General features: G+C 46.6%; 15 protein-coding genes. 11 read left to right on the forward strand and 4 right to left on the reverse strand.

What is annotated here, in order from left to right; all coding sequences use genetic code 11:
• The 9 genes from L5L91_RS21890 (at position 1) to L5L91_RS21930 (ending at position 11,401) form a co-directional block, all read left to right on the forward strand.
• A complete protein-coding gene (locus L5L91_RS21890) occupies positions 1–3,660 on the forward strand; it encodes an RNA-directed DNA polymerase (RefSeq protein WP_263237750.1) in 3,660 nt (1,219 codons plus the stop codon).
• The gene (locus L5L91_RS21895) at positions 3,660–4,103 is read left to right on the forward strand and encodes a hypothetical protein (RefSeq protein WP_263237751.1); all 444 of its coding nucleotides are present in this window, start codon (positions 3,660–3,662) and stop codon (positions 4,101–4,103) included. Before L5L91_RS21890 ends, L5L91_RS21895 begins: the two co-directional genes overlap by 1 nt.
• A 23-nt stretch (positions 4,104–4,126) precedes the next feature.
• Positions 4,127–4,375 carry a hypothetical protein gene (locus L5L91_RS21900; protein WP_263237753.1) on the forward strand — a complete coding sequence of 83 codons (249 nt, stop codon included), beginning with the start codon at positions 4,127–4,129 and terminating at the stop codon, positions 4,373–4,375.
• 647 nt (positions 4,376–5,022) lie between these two features.
• The gene (locus L5L91_RS21905; protein WP_263237754.1) at positions 5,023–7,230 is read left to right on the forward strand and encodes a nuclease-related domain-containing protein; all 2,208 of its coding nucleotides are present in this window, start codon (positions 5,023–5,025) and stop codon (positions 7,228–7,230) included.
• 239 nt (positions 7,231–7,469) lie between these two features.
• Positions 7,470–8,126, forward strand: a complete 657-nt coding sequence (locus L5L91_RS21910) for an NERD domain-containing protein (RefSeq protein ID WP_411569331.1) — start codon at positions 7,470–7,472, stop codon at positions 8,124–8,126.
• Positions 8,127–8,268: 142 nt separating this feature from the next.
• Positions 8,269–8,676 (forward strand): LexA family protein, encoded by a 408-nt coding sequence (locus L5L91_RS21915; RefSeq protein ID WP_263237756.1) that lies wholly within the window; start codon positions 8,269–8,271, stop codon positions 8,674–8,676.
• Complete coding sequence (locus L5L91_RS21920) at positions 8,676–9,932, forward strand: Y-family DNA polymerase (protein WP_263237759.1); 1,257 nt, start codon at positions 8,676–8,678, stop codon at positions 9,930–9,932. Before L5L91_RS21915 ends, L5L91_RS21920 begins: the two co-directional genes overlap by 1 nt.
• A gap of 125 nt (positions 9,933–10,057) precedes the next feature.
• On the forward strand, positions 10,058–10,333 hold the full coding sequence (locus L5L91_RS21925) for a transcriptional regulator (protein WP_014357986.1): 276 nt from the start codon (positions 10,058–10,060) through the stop codon (positions 10,331–10,333).
• Between the two features lie 168 nt (positions 10,334–10,501).
• Positions 10,502–11,401 carry an HNH endonuclease gene (locus tag L5L91_RS21930; RefSeq protein WP_263237760.1) on the forward strand — a complete coding sequence of 300 codons (900 nt, stop codon included), beginning with the start codon at positions 10,502–10,504 and terminating at the stop codon, positions 11,399–11,401.
• Positions 11,402–11,556: 155 nt separating this feature from the next.
• Here L5L91_RS21930 and L5L91_RS21935 read toward each other — a convergent pair whose 3' ends face one another.
• The 4 genes from L5L91_RS21935 to L5L91_RS21950 all read right to left on the reverse strand — a co-directional run bounded on the left by L5L91_RS21935 (position 11,557) and on the right by L5L91_RS21950 (position 18,678).
• Positions 11,557–14,508: a Tn3-like element TnAs3 family transposase gene (locus tag L5L91_RS21935; RefSeq protein WP_015344976.1), complete on the reverse strand. Its 2,952-nt coding sequence runs from the start codon at positions 14,506–14,508 to the stop codon at positions 11,557–11,559.
• Between the two features lie 2 nt (positions 14,509–14,510).
• On the reverse strand, positions 14,511–15,071 hold the full coding sequence (locus tag L5L91_RS21940; protein ID WP_000147567.1) for a recombinase family protein: 561 nt from the start codon (positions 15,069–15,071) through the stop codon (positions 14,511–14,513).
• A gap of 125 nt (positions 15,072–15,196) precedes the next feature.
• On the reverse strand, positions 15,197–16,276 hold the full coding sequence (lspA, locus tag L5L91_RS21945) for a signal peptidase II (protein WP_011638892.1): 1,080 nt from the start codon (positions 16,274–16,276) through the stop codon (positions 15,197–15,199).
• Positions 16,273–18,678: a heavy metal translocating P-type ATPase gene (locus L5L91_RS21950; RefSeq protein ID WP_263237761.1), complete on the reverse strand. Its 2,406-nt coding sequence runs from the start codon at positions 18,676–18,678 to the stop codon at positions 16,273–16,275. The genes lspA and L5L91_RS21950 overlap by 4 nt, the downstream gene beginning before the upstream one ends.
• 85 nt (positions 18,679–18,763) lie before the next feature.
• Here L5L91_RS21950 and cadR point away from each other — a divergent pair, with 85 nt between their 5' ends.
• Together cadR and L5L91_RS21960 are read left to right on the forward strand one after the other, a co-directional pair.
• The gene (cadR, locus tag L5L91_RS21955) at positions 18,764–19,204 is read left to right on the forward strand and encodes a Cd(II)/Pb(II)-responsive transcriptional regulator (RefSeq protein ID WP_011638890.1); all 441 of its coding nucleotides are present in this window, start codon (positions 18,764–18,766) and stop codon (positions 19,202–19,204) included.
• 1,484 nt (positions 19,205–20,688) lie between these two features.
• The gene (locus L5L91_RS21960; protein WP_263237762.1) at positions 20,689–20,895 is read left to right on the forward strand and encodes a hypothetical protein; all 207 of its coding nucleotides are present in this window, start codon (positions 20,689–20,691) and stop codon (positions 20,893–20,895) included.
• The last annotated feature ends 73 nt before the right edge of the window (positions 20,896–20,968 follow it).

Consider the following 20,968-nt stretch of genomic DNA (forward strand, 5'->3'; position numbering starts at 1 on the left):
ATGAAGCTACTAAAGAGTCAATATAATAATCTAAAACCTAATGCTGATTTTTTGCATGACCCTCATGTTCTAGGTTTAGCTTGGAAAAGAACTCAACACTATGTTCGTACTACAAATTGGTATGCTGATTTATTAGAGCTAGATAAGACCTGTTTAAATATCGAATTCAAGATAAACGAATGGGTAAATGATGTTAGATATGGTTCTTTTTCATGTAATCCGTTGGAATTAATACCAGCTCCAAAGTCTGGCGGTTGGAATGTAAGTAATAATATTTGGCAGCCTGAAACCTGTGAGAACAATACCGCAAGTTTGAGGCCTCTTGCTCATATATCAATCAGAGACCAGTCTGTTGCAACGGCAGTCATGATGTGCGTGGCAGATGCTGTGGAGTCGAAGCAGAAAGATTGTAGCCTAGGAAAGCAAACCTATGCGGATCATCAAAAAGGTAAAGTTTACAGTTATGGTAATCGGCTGTCTTGTGACTGGGAAGGTGATTCTGCTCGGTTTAGGTGGGGAGGCAGCGAATTTTATAGAAGATTCTCTATAGACTATAAAACTTTTTTACAACGTGCTTGCTATGTTGGAAGAGAAACTCAGAAGCAAGTTAGTGCTATAGATGAAGTTTTCATAGTTAGTTTAGATATATCTGATTTTTTCAATAATATCAGTATTGAGTTATTGATTTCAAAATTGAAAGTTATCACTTCTGAATACTACCGGAATGATTTTAATAAATATAACCAGTCATTTTGGTCTAAAGCTCAACAGTCATTAAGTTGGGATTGGTCTGAAACTGCAGCAACTTTAGCTAGAACGTTAAATATGGCTAACCTTGACGGTATTCCTCAAGGTCTCGCATCAGCAGGGTTATTTGCCAATGCATACTTAATAGAATTTGATAACTTAATTAGTAGTAAGTTAGGTAAATCAATACCGGATTCTAAGGTATTTATACATGATTATTGTCGATATGTAGATGACCTTCGATTAGTTGTTTCTGGTGAATCAATAGATAAGAATAGTCTTAAAAGCTTGATGTATGATTTTATAAATGGATTATTGCAAGAGTCTGCTAATTGTACTTTAGAGCTTAATAATAGGAAAACTAAAGTATTTGAAATTTCAGATGTTGATAGTTGGAGTAGTTTAGCTAATAGAGTCAATGATATACAGGTTGACATTGGTTCTTCATCTGTCGCAGATCGAACGACTCTTGAACAAAATATACCAGCATTACAGTCTCTTCTTACATATGAGGCTAACGAAGATCTTTCTTCTTTTAGTTCTTTAGCTCCATGGGAGGGGGAAGGGGACAGCTTAATTCGAATAGACTCTTTAAGACGGTTTTCAGCAAACAGGCTTAAAAGTTCATTAGATAGCATGAAGAAAATATTGCTAGATAGTGAGAAAAGGACCTTTGATAATGAATCTATAGCTATAGCCAAAAAAATGCTTAATGCTTGGTTGAAAGATCCTTCTGTTATGATTTTATTTCGTAAGGCTATGGAGGTTTACCCATCTGTTAATCTATATGAAAGTATACTATCAGAGGTTTTCAAGCGAGCCACAGTCAGAGAAGCTTCGCATGATAAGTATTGCATGATTTATATCTTGGCAGATATTTTTAGAAGTATTTCAGATATACATAGGCTTGGTGAAGTAGTTGGCGAAACCTCATACAAGGACCTTCTTGATTGCATCAGTATGTATGCACAAAAGATATTATCAATGAAGGTTAAACTGCCTCCTTATGTATATCACCAAGCTTTATTCTTTCTCGCAACAATCAATCGTCCTCACTTGGATAGAAAAGCCTGTAATAAAGAACAGGTTAGACTCCACAAAGTGTTGTCGAGGTCAGTATTAACTGATTTTACGTCTGAGGATAGTGCACTTTTTGAATTAGCAGCTCAAATTACTGGTCAGTTTGATTCGTATGCTGCTTTTCTTATTCAACACCTTGGGGGTTATAAAGATAGAATAAATGTACTGGAAACTTTTGCTAAAAATGGAGGTGAGTTTTGGAGCGCTATATGGCGTGAGCTACATCGTAAACAGGAGGTTAAAACACTGACTAGGTTGAGGTGGGCTATTCCTTTGATTGAAGCAGTGCCAAGTGGCAAACGTCATTTTCTATCATCGATTTGTTCTTTCAGTGACAACCCATTTAAATATGAACACTCATTAATTAAGTTAGGTATTGGCCTAATAAACCTTGTTGAAGAGAACCCTTCTGCGTTAGGTGCGTCACCACATGAAGTATTGATTAAGTTAGACCCAAATGGTAGCTGGAATGGTTTATGGAAAGAAAATACCAGAGGAGTTACTTGCGAATTTGAAAGTAAAGAAGCAGGAAGGGATCCAAGGTATGGTTCACCGGGGTGGCTAGCAGGTCATCAAGATATATTAAGCAATGAAAAAATTATCTATTGGGTTTGTAGCCTCCTACGTGCAGCTGCACTGGGTAATACTGACTTTACTCAAAGAAATGATATTGAAGTGATTGCATTACGGTATCAAGGGATACGGTCAAATTGGTTTAAAAGGCAAATTGGGATGCTACATTCCCCAGAGTCATTAGTAGGCTGTTATGCAACAATTAGTGACTGGTTTACTAATTTGCTAAAACATGGTTTGCAGTGGCCTGGCTTTGCTTCTACCCACATAGAAGAGCTTGATATTACAGGGATTGAAGACATTCTAACTTTTAAGGGCTGCTTAGAGTCAAGGCTAGCAGTATTGAATAGATCTATATGTAAGTCCTCGGAAATACCAACATTAACAACCGTGGTAAATCGTCCAAATCTTGGGGATAAGTTATTTAGGGTGGTTACTGTTCAACAGCTATTGCCTAAAAGCGAACAGTTTCATAAGTCCGATGTAACACTTGATAATGCTAATGTTCGGGCTGCTCATAGAGAGCATCTTGCCGCTATTTGCAGATTGACAGAACAAACTCTTGAAGCCAAGTTGAAGGCTGATGATAAATTGGGAGAAAGCGCAGCAGATTTGATCGTGTTCGCTGAGGTTGCGGTTCACCCTAAAGATGAGGATTTGTTAAGGTCATTGGCATATAAAACCAACTCAATTGTTTTTGCAGGTTTTGTTTTTCATGAATACGAAGGGAAGATAGTTAATAAAGCTAGGTGGATAATTCCTGATTATACGGATACAGGAATACAGTGGAGATTGCGTGATCAAGGAAAGTATCACATGACGAATGAAGAAATTGATCTAGGGGTTGAAGGTTATAGGCCCTGCCAACATATAATTGAGGTTCATGGCCATTCAGAGGGACCGTTCAGGTTAACTGGTTCTATTTGTTATGATGCTACAGATATTTGCTTAGCGGCTGATTTAAAGAATAAAACTGACATGTTTGTTATTTCTGCGTACAACAAAGATGTTAATACGTTCGATAATATGGCATCGGCACTTCAATGGCACATGTACCAACATGTTGTTATATCAAATATTGGCCAATTCGGTGGATCTACAATACAAGCTCCTTTTAAAGAGCAATATGACAGACTCATTTCCCATGTCCATGGTGTAGGGCAAATATCTATAAACACAGCAGATGTCGATCTTGCTGCTTTTAATAGAAAACTCAAACAATTCAAACCTAGAAAAACAAGACCAGCAGGAACGAAATAATGATTTGTTATGAAACAGGTTTAGCCGCTGTGCTAGATGCACAGTTACTAGCTAACTGGGCTACTATTGCTGCTCCGTTTATTGCGATTTCGGCTATTAGCTATGCTAAACGACAACTTAATGCATCAAGAGCTGATAGTCGCAGGGCAACTGCCTATGCCACTTATCAAAGTTATCTTCAGCTTTGTTTTGAGCACACAACATTTGCTAGAGGAAATGAGAATGACATCACTAGGAATCAGGATGATTATGAAAGGTATAAATGGTTTGTTGCCCAAATGCTTTTTTCATTCGAGCAAGTTTTAGAGGCATGTTCAGGTGATGATGATACTTGGGAGCCTACAATTAAACATCAACTAAAAAGGCATAAGTGGCATTTAGATAAATCTGGTTCAGCTTCAAGGCCTGAGTGGAGCAAAGCATTGAAAGTCTTGTTCCCATAGACTAACTTAAAGGATGAATATTCATGGCTGGATTAGGTGATATTGAAGCATTTTTTGCACTTAAAGATAGATTCAATAAATGGCATCGACCAGAGCCTTTAGTGACTAATACTGCTCAACGTTTCATCTATTTATTTGAAGCGCATGGTGTTGCTCGGGTGCAAATTCCTCGTTTCTTTGGCCATAATCTCACGATCTATCAGGTTGAACATGAGAGTGAGCTTTTAAATCTCGTTCTAGCTTTATCCCAAAATCACTTAACTGATAACTAAATCATTCAAAATTTGCTAACCGGTTAGTACTGTATATGGTTACTGCGATTATATACAGTATTCTAAGGGGCATATTCTTCCTTTTATTCCAGTCTCTGCGCATGCTGGGATCAGTGGTTTTGAGACACTTGCAGCTGAGCTTAAGTCTTGACGAGCGACTTGTGCAGCATCCTAGCGCTTCGTATGTGGAGATTACCGAGGGGGGATTTGATGCTGACTGAGGGGATTTATGATGGTGACTTGCTGATTGTAGATAGGCATATTACTGCACAGCATGGAGCTGACTTCATTCTGCTAATTGTGAACAGCCGCCTGTAGATTTGAAAATTCTCAATTAAAAATGTCCAGTTTGAGTTGACCAGTACAAAAAGCCCTGTTCTAAAAGCCTAAAAAGCTCGGAAATCTGGTATCGTCTTGCTTCGGTCAACTGCTGATAATTCATAGTGATACTCTTTTACTTTGGCGAGATAAAGCGTACTACTTTCAGTCGTTGGCTTCTTCTACGACTCAATTAGAGTGTCGCAGTTATTATCTGAATTCTGGAGTAACTAAAAAAGTAACTTGAGTCGTCTATTTTCAGATTAAGCCTAATGAATAAGGTAATTATTTGATATCTCTACCTAATAATATTGTGAAAGGATGCCTTGATGTTAGACCGTAAACAGAATTATTTTGAAAAGCTTTTTTTGCAATTCAAAGCCTTTCAGAATGAAGAATTTGCATACCAGCAAGTCCTAGAAGTTTATCTCTATAGAAAGCCTGCTAAAAAAAGCTTGTCGATTGTTAATCGAGAAGACTGCTTTTGGCATTCAACATTCATTTATGATTTCCCACCTCATCTGTTTGGATCTGATGATTTTATCCTAGCCTTAGCCCGTTATTTTGCACAGGACATCGCTGCTAATCCTAAGTTTATCTCAATGGTATTAGCGAAATCGCCAAAAACCATCATAACGGCGATCAGAAGATCTGAGATAGTACTTAAGAAAGAGCATACTAAGTGGCATGAAATTAACCAGCTATCGAGCCAATACCCAAATATACTTGAAGGTTTGATTGAGACATGTCATCAATTCCAACAAGCTCACGAAGATAGAATAGGGCTGATAGCAAAGTACAGCAAACCATTTAAAGGTATATCTTTATTCGAGTTTTTGTCATTTTCTTCTGTATATTTTTTCAAATATCAAATAGAACAAACCATATCATTTGACGGTGGTGTGATAAGTGTAAACTCAAAGTTGAGAGCGCTTACGGAGTTAATACATTGGAAATTAAGACATTCACCAGATACTGACTTCCATCTGAATGATAATAAAATTGGTAAATCACTAAAAGCGTATCATGCCCCATTAGTATTCCCATCTAATGAAGACAGTACTGCTGCAGATTCATTACTGAATACGTTTAGTCAATTGATGCAAGTACAAGTCGAACTTGATGAGTTTTTGTCGCAAAGCGTATATCCATTTTGTTTTGACGATTCATTACATTTTTCAGTAACAAATGGAAGGTTAATATTTGAGCGTTTTGGTGAAGGTATAATTAATAATTGGGATCGTAATGGGAACAGACAGCAACTTCTTAAAGGTTACTGGTTTAATATAGCAATGGAAGAATTTATTACTGCAGGAATGGCCAGTGTACAGATTGGTTCTGTTGAACACCATGACAACAATCAAATCGCTTACTTAAAAGCCTTAGCAAGTAAGTTGGAACTACAGAAACTATATGGTTTTCAGGAGTTTGTTAAGCTCGATAACGGGTTTAACGTTAATTTATTCCAAGCTTTACTATCTTTAGAGCTCATGGTCGTATTTTATTTCAAAGAGAACATTGAATCGTTCTATCATGAACATGCTCAACTAGGTGATTGGCAAAAAGCCATTGGAATGGTTGCAATAAAAGGGATCGCTATAGGTCAAAATCGATTTCCTATAACTTGGTCTTTATGGAAAGAGAAAGTTAATAATATTGTCGGTTGGACTGTTTCCAAAGACTTACCTAAAAGGAGCATTAAGGCTGCTGAGGCTATTTTAGAGTTTTGGTGCCTTGATATGAAAAAGCTCAGTATTGAATTACGCCAATCGAAGTTTGAAAAGATACAACCACTTTACGAAAAACCAGTTTTTAAAATCGGCAGTCATTGTGTTCAACTTCCTTGGTTGATGTCTACACAGTATGGTTCGCTGAGTGCAGTGAATAATCTTCGACGTTTTGCCAATCTGCGCAGTTCATTAAAAGACGAAACAACAAGAATAGAAAATCAGTTAGGTGATGCATTCGAAGGCCGTGGCTTCAATGTGATACGAAATTATACTGCAAGTACTCCAAGTGGGATTGAAGCAGGTGAGATTGATTTAATTTGTGTCATAGATAATATTGTCTTTATCATTGAAGTGAAATCAACATACTACCGTACAACTCACTCTGAGATATTTCATTACCGGGATCGTACATTACGTAAAGCTGGTATACAGGTAAGGAAAAAAGTTGAAGCGTTTAAGGATAATCTTGGCATAAATAAAGAACTTAGACAAATTTTAGGTTTAACGGTTGAAACACCAAAAGTTAAAGGTTTGATTGCTGATACTTCACTCGAGTTTGATCATGACTATTTCGCTGGTTTTATGAAAGTAAGCGTTGAAGAGCTTTTGATTGCATTGGCTGACAATGCTCATTATTTATGTAATCAAGAGAAAGAAATTACATTGTCTATGGCATCAGTTAAACCTGTTCATTTATCTTCAGAGCCTTATTCTTTGTATCCATTGGGATTTAATGGCAAAGAGTTTCTGAGGATAATCGAGGAATCGCTTGTTTGGGCAAAGGCTGAGTTAATATATCAACCATAAGCCCTTTATAAGGAAGGCAGGTTGTATTATGCAGCTAACACATAAATAAAAGCAGCTAATCGGGCCGCAGGAGGTATCTAGTCTCCCCCCTGTGGCGGGCGTTAGTTGAATAAGGAAATTCCGTGGATATATTCGGATTACTGTCGGAAGCTTTAGTTCAAGTTTGGTATTTAATACCTTTATTATTCATCATCTCGCTTTTTAAGAGTCGGTGGTTTAAAGGTGTGTTCGGTTAATATCTGGTAAACAAACTACTGGCACAGTTGCCAACGTTAGATTATACGTTGGTAAAAGACGTTACCTTGCTAACTGAAGATGGTACGACCCAAATCGATAATATTGTAGTATCTAAGTTTGGTGTTTTCGTGATCGAAACTAAGAACATGAAAGGTTGGATTTTTGGTTCAAAAAATCAAAAACAGTGGACTCAGAAAATCTATCGTCACTCTTCTAAGTTTCAGAATCCCCTTCATCAGAATTACAAGCATGTTAAAACGCTGGAATCATTGTTAAACATAGACCCATCAAAAATGCACTCAATAATAGTATTCATTGGTGACAGTACGTTCAAAACGGATATGCCTGAAAATGTCACCTATGCACGAGGCTGTTTAAACTACATCAAGCAGATCGATCAACCTGTTTTTTCGGATGCAGAGTACATTCAACTCATTGATATTATAAATAATACTAAACTTGAAAGAGGTGTTGTTACAGACTTTAAGCATCGAAAGTATATTAAAGAGCTGGTCGCATCAAAAGAACCAGTAAAGCTATGTTCGCGTTGTGGTTCAGAAATGGTTCTGCGTGAAACTAAGCGTGGTGAGAATAATGGGAAACAATTTTGGGGTTGCTCTGGATTCCCCAAGTGTAGATCTATAGAAAAACTCAACTAAAAACGCCTCCACCGCGGTGAATTTTGACGTGGGGTTTGATAAAGAAAAGAACCAGTGGTGTTACATCGAAACATCACAATAATTCTTGCCAGTTACCTAACAACGCCTATAATCACTGTATATAAAAACAGTGGTGTTGACTATGCGTATTATCCCTATCTATGCCAGTGCCGGTATCACTGGCTTCGAAAGCCCTGCAGCTGAATATAGTCAGTTGGGTCTGAGCCTTGATGAGCTGTTAGTTGTGCATCCTAGCGCGACTTTTATTGGTGTCGCAAAAGGTGACTCAATGCAGGGAGTGGGCATTTTTTATGGCGATTTACTGATTGTTGACCGTCAGGAAACCGCGCGTCATGGTGATGTGATTGTTGCCAATTTCAACGGTGAATTTGTATGTAAAATCCTCGATAAAACGCATCGCATGCTGCTTTCATCGAATGAACAGCACCAACCTCAGCCTATTCACGACTACGATAACTTTACCATTGAAGGTGTTGTTATTCGTTCTATTCGTTGTCATCGCCAAAGTCCATTATTAGCGGACATCTGATGTTTGCCTTGGTAGACGCCAACAGTTTCTATTGCAGTGCCGAGCAGGTATTTAGACCTGATTGGCGTGGTAAGCCAATGATTGTGTTGAGCAACAATGATGGCTGCATCGTAGCGGCAAACAAGCAAGCGAAAGAACGGGGTGTTCCTAAGTTTGCACCATACTTTCAAGTCAAAGACTTGTGCACGAAATTAGGTGTCATTGTTTGTTCAAGTAACTATGAGCTCTATGCCGATTTATCCGCAAAGATGATGAATATCATTGGCCGATTTGCACCAGAGCAGCATGTCTATTCGATTGATGAAAGCTTTCTCTCCTTTAAAAATTGTTACCCCGCCATCAAGTGTTTACAAACCCAAGGTCAGTTGATTCGAAAAGCTGTTTGGAAAGAAACACGTTTACCGGTTTGTGTCGGCATAGGCTCAACACTCACACTGGCTAAAGCAGCCAATCATGCGGCAAAGAAGTTACCTGGCTATCAGGGTGTGTGTGTGATTGATAATGAACAAGACAGGATTTCAATTTTACAATCAATGAATGTGAATGATGTCTGGGGCATTGGGCGCAGGATAAGCAAAAAACTTGAATTGATGAACGTAAAAACCGCCTATGATTTAGCTAGAATCCCTGCAGGTTTAGCGCGTAAGCAATTTAGTATTGAAATAGAACGCACTGTGCGTGAACTCAATGGGCAAGCGTGCAAAGTGTGGGACGAGGCCAGGGCGGATAAGAAGCAAATATTCTCAACTCGTAGTGTGGGCGAACGCATTACCGATTATGAGGATTTACTGCAAGCCTTAAGTAAACATGTGGCGATTGCTGCAGCGAAAGCGCGTAAGCAAGGTTCAAGCTGTAAAACCATGTTGTTGTTTGCCAGCAATTCTCCCTACGATGAACGCCCTACAGGCTTTAAGACCTTAGTGCACTTTGCTTGTGCCACCGATTGCAGCATTGAACTCACTCAAGGTATGACACAAGCAGCATCTCAACTTTTCCGTGCCGGCGTACGTTATTATAAAATCGGTGTAGGTCTGATTGATTTGGTCAGCACCCAGCATGGCCAGTTAGATTTATTCAATGTCTCAAAAGCCAAGCCCGCGTTAATGAAGACCCTTGATTGCATCAATCAACGTTATGGCACAGACACCTTATTCATTGCCGCCCAAGGTATCGAGCAAAAATGGGCCATGCGCCGCGACCTGCTCACACCGCAATACACGACTAAATGGAAATGTCTGCCAGAGATAAAGTGTTGATATCTGACAGTAGATGGATTAGCACGTTAATGCCTCAAAGCGTGTCAGTATAGCTTAGACCCAATTTTTAGTCATACTACAGAGTGGCTACTGTAACTGTGACGATTCGAATAGAGGAATTGATAATGAAGAATACTAAAATCAATATATTGCTCTCAAAATGTGACGCTACCGCACCACTATCTGATGACTTAGCGGCAAGGGTTGATTCTCCTTCTGTCGGGTATGAGATTATTACTTATTGCGAAGAGACGCCTCTGAGTTCTGATGATGAGTATCGTGCAGCTTTAAAGAAAATTGAAGGATTGTTTGATGCAATACCTAATACTGCTGAAGGTTCCGAGCTTGAAAAATGGATTTCATTAGTTGAATCATATGAAAATGAACACTTCCCAATGTAACTCACTGTTGCCCCGAAACAAGTTATGGACCAAAGTATGAACATAGATTTTCTGTTAACTTTGGTATACAAAAAGTAATGTTGGTCAAAAGTTAAGAACTGACGCCGATTAATCTAATCAACATTTATATTTACACGAAGAAAAACTAATTACTAAGTAAGGTAGAGAATGTCACGCAAAAAATTTATGGAATCCTACGGCGCAACTAATCGCAATGCTCGGTATGGTTGGGCCTTTGTGAATCACGAAGAAAAGGAAGTATATTTTGGTGCGTGGGATGTCAATACAAACGGAGACAGAGCGTTGATTTTTTCAATGAGCTGGGAGTTCAATAACGAAGGGTGTAGGGTTAATGCATTTGGCGAAGCTCTTGAGTATATAAAACTAGTAGAAAATGAAGGTTATTCATTAAGAATATTCCCAATAATATGGGATGAAGATAACGACGGTTACGCAGATACAGGCAGCGCCAAGATAAAAGAGTATATAGAAGAAGTCTCTGACATGTCCCTCGATATTATTGGCGGTGATTACTATGCGGTTGGTAACCATAAAGCAAAGTACTCTAAAATGCCTTTACCCAACGTAGCAAAAGACGTCGATGATATATTCGGTACTACTACTGATAAGACTGAGCGCGAAAGCTTAGTACTTTCTCGTGTTGGGCAAGGGCAATTTAGACAAAACGTCATCAACGCATGGGGTAATGGTGAGAGCTGTGCATTAACCCTTACAAGGGTACGCGAGATGTTAATTGCATCTCATATAGTGCCTTGGTCTAAATGCGAAAGTGATGAGCAGAGGCTTGATGGTGCAAATGGTATCCTACTCTGTGCTCATATTGATAAACTCTTTGACGCGCACTTGCTAACCTTCACAAAAAAGGGCTCGAAGTACATATCTCAGTTATCACCCAAGCTTGATACTTCATTGTTAAAAGGTTTGGGTATTCAAAGTGGTGAGGAACTTTGTTCTGAAGAGCTAAGCGAAGAGCATCGTGATCGATTTGAAAAGTATTTGGAAGTACATAACAACGAGTTCAACTTCAAGATCTCACAGACCCACTAAACTAACACTAGCTCGACCATTTGGAGTTTCAGACTTCCAAATTAAAGGGCCCTACGTGATTCGTCGCGGTGATTGCAATTAGGTGGATTTGTCAGGACGTCATCGCACGGAACAGATATATTGGGGTCGTCTCAGAAAACGGAAAATAAAGCACGCTAAGCCGGTTGCAGAGGCCGTAGCGGCCTGAACTTCCCCGCGCCGATCTTGGCGCTGCTGCGCCATAGGTAATCACCGGTCAGGTTGATGTGCTCCCAGCCGAGTGGCGACAGGTACTGCAATAGCGAGTCATCGACGGCATGACCATTGCCGCGCAACGCATGCGCCGCACGCTCCAGGTAGACCGTGTTCCACAGCACGATGGCCGCCGTCACCAGGTTGAGGCCGCTGGCCCGGTAGCGCTGCTGCTCGAAACTGCGGTCACGGATTTCACCAAGGCGGTTGAAGAACACGGCACGGGCCAGCGCATTGCGCGCCTCGCCCTTGTTCAGCCCGGCATGCACGCGGCGGCGTAGCTCGACGCTTTGCAGCCAGTCGAGGATGAACAGCGTGCGCTCGATGCGGCCCAACTCGCGCAGCGCGACGGCCAAGCCGTTCTGGCGCGGGTAGCTGCCGAGTTTCCTGAGCATCAGCGAGGCCGTCACCGTGCCCTGCTTGATCGAGGTGGCCAGCCGCAGGATTTCGTCCCAATGGGCGCGGACGTGCTTGATGTTGAGCGTGCCGCCGATCATCGGCTTGAGCGCGTCATAGGCGGCATCGCCCTTCGGGATGTAGAGCTTGGTGTCGCCCAGGTCGCGGATGCGCGGCGCGAAGCGGAAGCCCAAGAGGTGCATCAGGGCGAAGACGTGATCGGTGAAGCCCGCCGTGTCGGTGTAGTGCTCCTCGATCCGCAGGTCGGATTCGTGGTACAGCAGGCCGTCGAGCACGTAGGTTGAGTCGCGCAGGCCGACATTGACCACCTTGGTGTGGAATGGCGCGTATTGGTCGGAGATGTGGGTGTAGAAAGTCCGTCCTGGGCTGCTGCCATATTTTGGGTTGATGTGCCCCGTGCTCTTTGCCTTGCTAGCGGTTCGGAAATTCTGTCCGTCCGATGATGATGTGGTGCCATCGCCCCAGTGCCCGGCAAAGGGATGCCGAAACTGAGCGTTGACCAGTTCAGCCAACGCTGTCGAGTACGTTTCGTCGCGGGTATGCCAGGCTTGCAGCCAAGCGAGCTTCGCGTAGGTCGTGCCGGGGCAGGACTCGGCCATCTTGGTCAGGCCCAGGTTGATCGCGTCGGCCAGGATCGTGGTCAACAACAGGTTCTTGTCCTTGGCCAGATCGCCCGATTTCAAGTGCGTGAAGTGCCGGGTGAAGCCCGTCCACTCATCGACTTCGAGCAGCAGTTCGGTGATCTTGACGTGCGGCAGGACCATGGCTGTCTGGTCTATCAGCGCCTGCGCGGTGTCGGGCACCGCCGCATCCAGCGGCGTGATCTTCAAGCCCGACTCGGTGATGATGGCATCCGGCAGGTCGTTGGCTGCCGCCATGCGGTTGACGGTGGCAAGTTGTGCTTCCAGCAGCGTCAGCCGCTCATGCAGATATTGTTCGCAGTCGGTGGCCACGGCCAGCGGCAATTCGCTGGACTGCTTGAGGCTGGTGAACTTCTCGGGCGGTACCAGGTAGTCCTCGAAGTCCTTGAACTGGCGTGAACCCTGCACCCAGATGTCGCCCGAGCGCAGGGAGTTCTTCAACTCGGACAGCGCGCACAGTTCGTAGTAGCGCCGGTCGATGCCGGCGTCGGTCATCACCAGTTTCTGCCAGCGCGGCTTGATGAAGCCGGTCGGTGCATCGGCTGGCAGCTTGCGGGCGTTGTCGGTGTTCATGCCGCGCAGCACCTCAATGGCATCAAGCACGTTTTTGGCGGCGGGCGCGGCCCGCAGCTTGAGCACGGCAAGGAATTCCGGTGCATAGCGGCGCAGGGTGGCGTAGCTCTCGCCGATGCGATGCAGGAAATCGAAGTCATCGGGTTGCGCGAGCTTCTGCGCCTCGGTGACGCTCTCGGCAAAGGAATCCCAGGACATGACGGCCTCGATGGCGGCAAACGCATCGCGGCCTGATTGCTTGGCGTCGATCAGCGCCTGACCGATGCGCCCGTACAGACGTACCTTGGCGTTGATGGCCTTGCCTGACGCCTGGAACTGCTGCTGATGCTTATTCTTGGCAGCGTTAAACAGCTTACCCAGGATGCGGTCGTGCAGGTCGATGATTTCGTCGGTGACGGTGGCCAGCGCCACGAGAGTGGCGTAGCGCCGTTGCGGCTCGAATTTGGCCAGGTCGGCGGGTGTCATCTGGCCGCCCTCGCGGGCAATCTTGAGCAGGCGGTTCTGGTGAACCAGCCGCTCGATGCCGGTAGGCAGATCGAGTGCCTGCCATGCCTTGAGGCGTTCGATGTGTTCCAGCATATGCCGCGAATTTGGCTTGGCCGGAGACTGGCGCAACCAAGCCAACCAGGTCGTCTTGCCGTTGTCCCGGCGCTTGAGCAGATCGTCGAGGCGGCGGCGATGCGCGTCCGCCAGTGGTTCGGCCAAGGCGTCGTAGATGCGCCGGTTAGCACGGGTGATCGCCTCGGCACTCGCCCGCTCGACGGCGTTGAGGGCGGGCAGAATGACCGACTGCCGCCGCAGGTGCCCGATCAAGGCGCTGGCCAGCACGATGCCTTTGTCGGTTTGCATCGCCAGCTCGGTCAGCATCTGGACGGCCTGCCGGTAATGGCTCATGGTGAAGGGCCGGAAACCGAACACGGTTTGCAGCTCGCTCAGGTGCTCGCGCCGGGTCTGCTCCCGCTGGCCGTACTCGTTCCAGCTTTCGACGCCGACCTTGAGCTGGTCGGCGACCAGCTTCAACAAGGGCGGGAACGGTAGTTCATCGACGCCCAGGATGACGCCGGGAAAGCGCAGGTAACAGAGCTGCACCGCGAAGCCCAGCCGATTGGCTGGCCCGCGCCGCTGTCGGATGATCGAGAGGTCGGTATCGTTGAATGTGTAATGTCGGATCAGGTCGTCCTTGGAGTCCGGCAACGCCAGCAGGCTTTCCCGCTCGGCGGCGGACAGGATGGAACGACGTGGCATATTTACTGATCCGTTCTCAAGTATTGATACAGGGTTTCGCGACTGATTCCGAATTCACGAGCAAGCTTGGTCTTTTGCTCGCCAGCCTCGACACGTTGGCGCAGTTCGGCAATACGCTCAGACGACAGGGATTTCTTCCTGCCACGGTAAGCCCCGCGTTGCTTGGCGAGCGCAATACCCTCGCGCTGACGCTCGCGGATCAGGGCGCGCTCGAACTCGGCGAACGCGCCCATCACCGAGAGCATCAGGTTCGCCATCGGAGAGTCTTCGCCAGTAAAACTGAGGTGTTCCTTGACGAATTCGATATGCACGCCGCGTTGTGTCAGCGTTTGCACGATCCGGCGCAAATCATCGAGATTGCGCGCCAGGCGATCCATGCTATGCACCACCACGGTGTCGCCGGTGCGGGCGAAGCTTATCAGCGCTTCCAGTTGCGGACGCTTGACATCCTTGCCGGATGCCTTGTCGCTAAAAGCGCGATCAACCTTGACGCCTTCCAGTTGCCGTTCCGGGTTCTGGTCGAAGGTGCTGACCCTGATATACCCAATGCGCTGTCCAGTCATGGAATTCCCTGCAAAATGTCAGGGAAGACTCTATGACCTTCAACGAGATATGTCAATAAATTCAAAATTCAATCCTATCCTGACGCAATTTACACATGGCATCTGACATCAGGTTAGGGTATAGCTTAACCGGACACCTCGGCCTCTGTGCCTTTACTGCTTTTCGGTACAACCGTCAAGAACAGGCAGAGCGCTCCGATAGTTATCGCCACATCAGCGAGGTTGAAGGCGGGCCAGTGCGCAAGTCGCCAATGGAAGTCAAGGAAATCAACAACCTGTCCACGCAGCACACGATCCGCGACATTGCCCAGCGCACCGCCGAGGATCAGGCTGTATCCCATCGCTTCGAGACGGGGCAATTGCTGGCACAGCATGCGTCCCAGCCAAGCAGAAACGACCAGGCCCAGCGTGATGAAAAAGTAACGTTGCCAGCCGCCAGCGTTCGCCAGAAAGCTGAATGCCGCGCCGGGATTCAGGACATGGACGAAGTTGAAGAAGGGCGTGACTTCGACCTGTTCACCGTAGGCAAACGTGCGGGTGATGGCGAACTTTGCGAGCTGATCGGTCATGACAGCACTGGCGGCCACTGCGAACCAGACCCAAGTCGATGTGCGGCGAGCCGATTGCCACACAGGGGCGGCCAGCGGCATCAGCCACCCGGCGAGCGCCGTGCAACTCAATCCAAGTACCCACCCCGCCAGCACATCGGCAGGAAAGTGCATTCCGGCTGCGATGCGTGACCAACCGACCAATGCGGCGTACAACACCAAGCCGATGCGGCCACGACGGCCTATCAAAGGCCAGAGCGCGCCGACCACCAGCGCGGCATAGGTGGCATGCCCGCTGGGCAGGCTGTAGTGTCGTTCGATGCCCCCGATAACGCGCACCATGTCGCCAAAAACGGCAGGCGGGCGTGGAAAGTCGATCCATAGCTTCAAGATGGTGGCGACGAGAAATGCCAACGCAAAGGCCACGCTAAAGACTCTGAGTCTGTACCGGATGGCATCGGCCCGCGTTGGGTCAGGTGCCGACTTTGACCATCCCCACATCGCCAAGAGCATCAGTGGTGCAGTCCAGTAGTTGCCTATCACAAGGTTGAAGAACGATGCCAGCGGTTCCAGCGCTGCAGGTGTGCTCATGTTGATGGCTTGGAACAACGCGATGTTCAGACCACCCCAGTCGTAGAGAAAGAATTTCCAGCTCATTTGCGCAACAGCCTCAAGCCATTGCCAACGACGAGCAAGCTGGCCCCCATATCAGCAAACACCGCCATCCACATGGTCGCTTGACCCGTGAAGGTCAGCACCAGAAATACTGCCTTGATGCCAAGGGCCAGCACAATGTTTTGCATCAGCACCTGCGCCGTCGCACGCGACAGGCGCACGAAGGTCGGAATCTTGCCCAGGTTGTCGTCCATCAGGGCCACGTCAGCGGTCTCGATGGCGGTATCTGTGCCAGCCGCTCCCATGGCAAAGCCGATGTCCGCACGCGCCAAGGCCGGGGCATCGTTGATGCCATCACCGACCATGCCGACCTTGCCCTTTATGGCCAGTAGCTCAACTTCGCGCAGTTTGTCGTCTGGGAGCAGATTGCCTTGCGCACGGTCGATCCCGGCTTGTGCGGCAATGGCCTGTGCCGTGTGGGGGTTGTCGCCGGTCAGCATCATGGTGTTGATGCCCAGTGCATGAAGCTCGGCAATGGCGCTCCTGCTGCTTTCCTTGATGGTGTCCGCTACGGCAAATAAGGCATGAACCCCTTTTGCGCTGACCAACATCACGACAGTTTTACCCATGGTTTCCAGCGCCGCGATGCGCTGTTCCAGCTCGGGAGTACGCTGCCCCAGCTCTTCTAGCATCCGCTGGTTGCCAAGATGGTAGGTTTCACCGTTGATTTGGCCCTGCACACCCCGACCGGGCAGCGCGTTGAATTCGGCCACGTCGAGCAAGGCAACCCCGTCCGTCTGCGCGGCCAGTGCCACCGCCTTGGATACAGGATGGTCCGAGCGGGCCGCCAGACTGGCAGCGATGCTGCGGCTGTCCGAGGCGAGTGCATTGCCCCATGTGACAAAGTCGGTCTGTGCGGGCTTGCCGTGCGTGATCGTGCCGGTCTTGTCCAGAGCCAGCCAGCGCAGCTTGCGGCCTTCTTCCAGATAGACGCCACCTTTGATGAGAATGCCGTGGCGGGCGGCGGCGGCCAGGCCGCTGACGATGCTGACCGGTGTAGAGATCACCAGTGCGCACGGGCAGGCGACCACCAGCAGAACCAATGCACGGTAGATCCAGTCGAGCCATGCCGCACCCATGAACAGCGGCGGCAACAACGCGACGGCGATGGCAACGCCGAATACAACGGGGGTGTACCAGCGGGCGAACTGATCGACAAAACGCTGAGTCGGCGCACGACTACCTTGCGCAGCCTCTACCGCGTGAATGATCCGGGCCAAAGTGGAGTTGTTGGCCAAGGCGGTGACGCGGTACTCGAACGAGCCGGATTCGTTGATCGTGCCAGCGAACACCGAATCACCGGGGGATTTTTCGACCGGGAGGCTTTCACCCGTGATCGGGGCTTGGTTGACGGCAGAGCGGCCTTCCAGCACCTCACCATCAAGGGCGATGCGCTCACCTGGTTTGACCCGGACGCGGGCGCCGATGGTGATTTGCTTGGCGCCCACCTCGCGCCATGTGCCGTCAGCCTGCTGTACCGTGGCCTGTTCCGGGGTCAGGTCGAGCAGGCCACGGATAGCGTTACGAGCGCGATCCAGCGATTTGGCTTCGATTACCTCGGCCAGCGCGAACAGTACCATCACCATTGCCGCTTCGGGCCAGTGGCCGATCAACATGGCACCCGTGACCGCAATCGACATGAGGGCGTTCATGTTGAGATTACGGTTCTTGAGCGCAATCCACCCCTTCTCGTAGGTGGAGAGGCCACCCGTGAAGACCGCGACAAGCGCCAGAACGACAACCGACCAGTGATTGCCGTTGTGGAGCCAGTAGACCGCCTCGGCCGCCGATGCAGTGACCAAGGAGATGCCCAGCGGCCACCAGTTGGTCGGCGTGGTCACAGGGGCGGCGGATGGAGATGCGACCTCTGCCGTGTCCACGACCTGCGCCTCGAATCCAAGCGCTTGCAGTGCCACGAGCACGTCTGGCAGAACCTGGTTCGCATGGCGTACCGACAGCGTGCGCTGCATCAGGTTGAAATCGAGATCAGCAACACCGGCCACGGTGCCGAGCTTGTTGCGGATCAACGTCTCTTCGGTCGGGCAATCCATCTTGGCAATGGACAGCTTGGTCGTCTGCTCGGCCGACGCCTGATCCATGCGCACAGCTTGCATGCCGATGGCCTTCAGCGCCTGCTCGACGGGAGACAACGAAGGCAATTCGTGTCGCACGGCCAAGGTACGTTGCATCAGGTTGAATTCAAGACCCGCCACCCCCGCCAGACCGGCCAGTTTGCTTCGGATCAGCGCCTCTTCGGTCGGGCAATCCATGTTCTCGATGCGGTACACCGCTTGAGCCGATCCGGTTGCCAGCGGGGCCGGTGCCGTGGGTTGGATGATCGGCTCAGTCGTGCAGCCACACCCCTTTGAAGCGCATTCGCTCATGAGTAACTCCTGAAAATCTTCTATTCAGCCTCCATTAAAATCTCTATAGTCACTATAGAGTCAAGTGATAATTGGAGATTGATGCATGGAAATCAGAATTGGCGACCTCGCCAAGCGCTCTGGGTGCGAGGTCGTGACCATCCGCTACTACGAGAAGGAAGGGCTACTGCCGAAGCCAGCGCGAAGCGGTGGCAACTTCCGGCTGTACGGTGAGGCGCACATTGAGCGCTTGCAATTCATCCGTCATTGCCGTTCGCTCGAGATGACGTTGAGCGAGATTCGCGCATTGCTGGGTCTGCGAGACAACCCGATGCAGGACTGTGGGGAGGTCAACACGCTGCTGGAGGCCCATATTCAACAGGTGGAAATGCGTGTATCCGCGCTGTTGCAGTTAAAACGGCACTTGGTTGATTTGCGCGAGAAGTGTTCTGGCTCTCGATCTGTAGAGGCGTGCGGCATTTTGCAAGGGTTGGGCAATTGCAATTGCCATGGTGAAAGTGCCACGAACAGTCAAACATCTGGGTAAGTAAGGGCTTAGCGTGCTTTATTTTCCGTTTTCTGAGGCGACCCCATATTGATCTAACGAACTTCTGCCCCGCAATGAGCTGGATAGTAAAGTGGAAAAATAAAGGGCAAAATAAAAAACCCAAGAAAACTTGGGTTTTATTTTCCCATAAAATGGGGAACGAATTTTTTTAACTTTAAAAAATTTAGGTCTAAGTTAATCACCTGGTTTGTGATCATGTGGTTTTAACGGCTTATGTTTATTTGGTGTGTTAGTACGTTGTCTTTTATCCGGCGTTCCATCATCATTTTCTCTTTTCGGTCCTGGTTTAATGAACATATGTATACCCTTTGTAATGGTTTAAGTTGTTTATTCACCTTTATAATAACCATTTTTTTACTAAAAAATAGACTTAAAAATTTAAAAACAGTAAAGAAATTTATTGGTAAGGGGTAGAAATTTAACTATTTGTGTTCATCATTGGCTTGTTTTTCATTTTATCGAATTATTACTCTCTGTTTAAAGCTGGCTTATCGATTAAAAATCTAATCCTAATGTACTTCATATAAATGGTTAATGTCTCGAATGTGGTGGCTACTGCCCTTATGACGTTGAATTTAGCCATGTAGAATTTTTTATTCTATGATATCCGATATTGCACAAAGGACTGTTTAGTTCGCATTAGGGACGTTAGCCTTAAATTTTTGCCCTATATTTTTCTCATCTGAACCATCCAAATTAGAGCAAATAATCTAGCGCGTTTCTGTCCAGAAATGAGCTGGATGGGGTCGAGTTGAGATTGTCCGATTAAGTCTAGCTATTTAATCAACGCTGTCAGTTCATATATGAGCTAGTACACATAATGATTTTTGTCCAAAAGAAGGTTAGGGCGCTTCACTCGATATATATAAAACTCCTGAAAATGACATATTTATGTCCATGGCGGCTCAAAATCGGCAACATCTTAGTATTTTATTGTGACTTTTTGGACAAGCATAAGCGCGTTGCTAGGTGTTTCTGGCTAGTTTGCGAGTCCAATATACCAAAGCATTCACGTAGCGACGATTAAATTGTTTAAGATACAGTCAAGTGGAACTGGTGATGGGTTCGAACGACTCCGATGTTGATAAATCACGTCATCAACATTAAAACAAATTAGTCGGTAAGATTAAGCAGTGGAAATATAAGCTTAGTAAACCTATGAATTATTGTAAGTAATCATTCTAATGGAGCAACATGATTTGATTGGGGCATTGTTTCATAAAATTCATTTCAACACGTCATCTATACTTCAAAAGTGTTCGCATAGCTGCGTGTGAGATGCACTTTGTCAAAAAGCAGCAAACACAAAGTTTAATGCGCTCTGGATGAACAGTTTTGCACCATAATGGAGCAAAACTGTTGGGGGAGTGAATTATAGCCTTGATATATAATAACAAAAGTCAGACTCACGAAATGACACAAAACTCATTTGGAATGACAAGCCACACACAAACAGAGCGGCGATGGGAACCATACAGAGCGCATTTAACATAATATACATTGTGCGCAGCTTTGTGTGGAAGGGATTAGATGTGCCGATAAGTGTCGTTATCGGCATTTCAGCATTCCTTGCTATGCCTTACAGGGATTTAGCCATTAGTCAGTTATCAACGGTTCAATTTTGGTTATTTGCCGCAACTCAGCAAAACAGTTCGGGCAACTATCACTGAACACTGGGCGTAAATCATCAGGCCACCAAGGTTTGTAGCAACGTGTACATTGATGCGTTGGTGCATCTTTGCG

The sequence above is a fragment of the Shewanella sp. SM55 genome (assembly GCF_025654025.1).
In the GTDB taxonomy this organism is placed as follows: Bacteria; Pseudomonadota; Gammaproteobacteria; order Enterobacterales; family Shewanellaceae; genus Shewanella; species Shewanella oncorhynchi.

Bases quoted from the DNA above. Each gene is read 5' to 3' on its own strand.
- L5L91_RS21890 (WP_263237750.1), top strand. From the start codon at position 1: ATGAAGCTACTAAAGAGTCAATATAATAATCTAAAACCTAATGCTGAT.
- L5L91_RS21895 (WP_263237751.1), top strand. From the start codon at position 3,660: ATGATTTGTTATGAAACAGGTTTAGCCGCTGTGCTAGATGCACAGTTA.
- L5L91_RS21900 (WP_263237753.1), top strand. From the start codon at position 4,127: ATGGCTGGATTAGGTGATATTGAAGCATTTTTTGCACTTAAAGATAGA.
- L5L91_RS21905 (WP_263237754.1), top strand. From the start codon at position 5,023: ATGTTAGACCGTAAACAGAATTATTTTGAAAAGCTTTTTTTGCAATTC.
- L5L91_RS21915 (WP_263237756.1), top strand. From the start codon at position 8,269: ATGCGTATTATCCCTATCTATGCCAGTGCCGGTATCACTGGCTTCGAA.
- L5L91_RS21920 (WP_263237759.1), top strand. From the start codon at position 8,676: ATGTTTGCCTTGGTAGACGCCAACAGTTTCTATTGCAGTGCCGAGCAG.
- L5L91_RS21925 (WP_014357986.1), top strand. From the start codon at position 10,058: ATGAAGAATACTAAAATCAATATATTGCTCTCAAAATGTGACGCTACC.
- L5L91_RS21930 (WP_263237760.1), top strand. From the start codon at position 10,502: ATGTCACGCAAAAAATTTATGGAATCCTACGGCGCAACTAATCGCAAT.
- L5L91_RS21935 (WP_015344976.1), bottom strand. From the start codon at position 14,508: ATGCCACGTCGTTCCATCCTGTCCGCCGCCGAGCGGGAAAGCCTGCTG.
- L5L91_RS21940 (WP_000147567.1), bottom strand. From the start codon at position 15,071: ATGACTGGACAGCGCATTGGGTATATCAGGGTCAGCACCTTCGACCAG.
- lspA (WP_011638892.1), bottom strand. From the start codon at position 16,276: ATGAGCTGGAAATTCTTTCTCTACGACTGGGGTGGTCTGAACATCGCG.
- L5L91_RS21950 (WP_263237761.1), bottom strand. From the start codon at position 18,678: ATGAGCGAATGCGCTTCAAAGGGGTGTGGCTGCACGACTGAGCCGATC.
- cadR (WP_011638890.1), top strand. From the start codon at position 18,764: ATGGAAATCAGAATTGGCGACCTCGCCAAGCGCTCTGGGTGCGAGGTC.
- L5L91_RS21960 (WP_263237762.1), top strand. From the start codon at position 20,689: ATGGGAACCATACAGAGCGCATTTAACATAATATACATTGTGCGCAGC.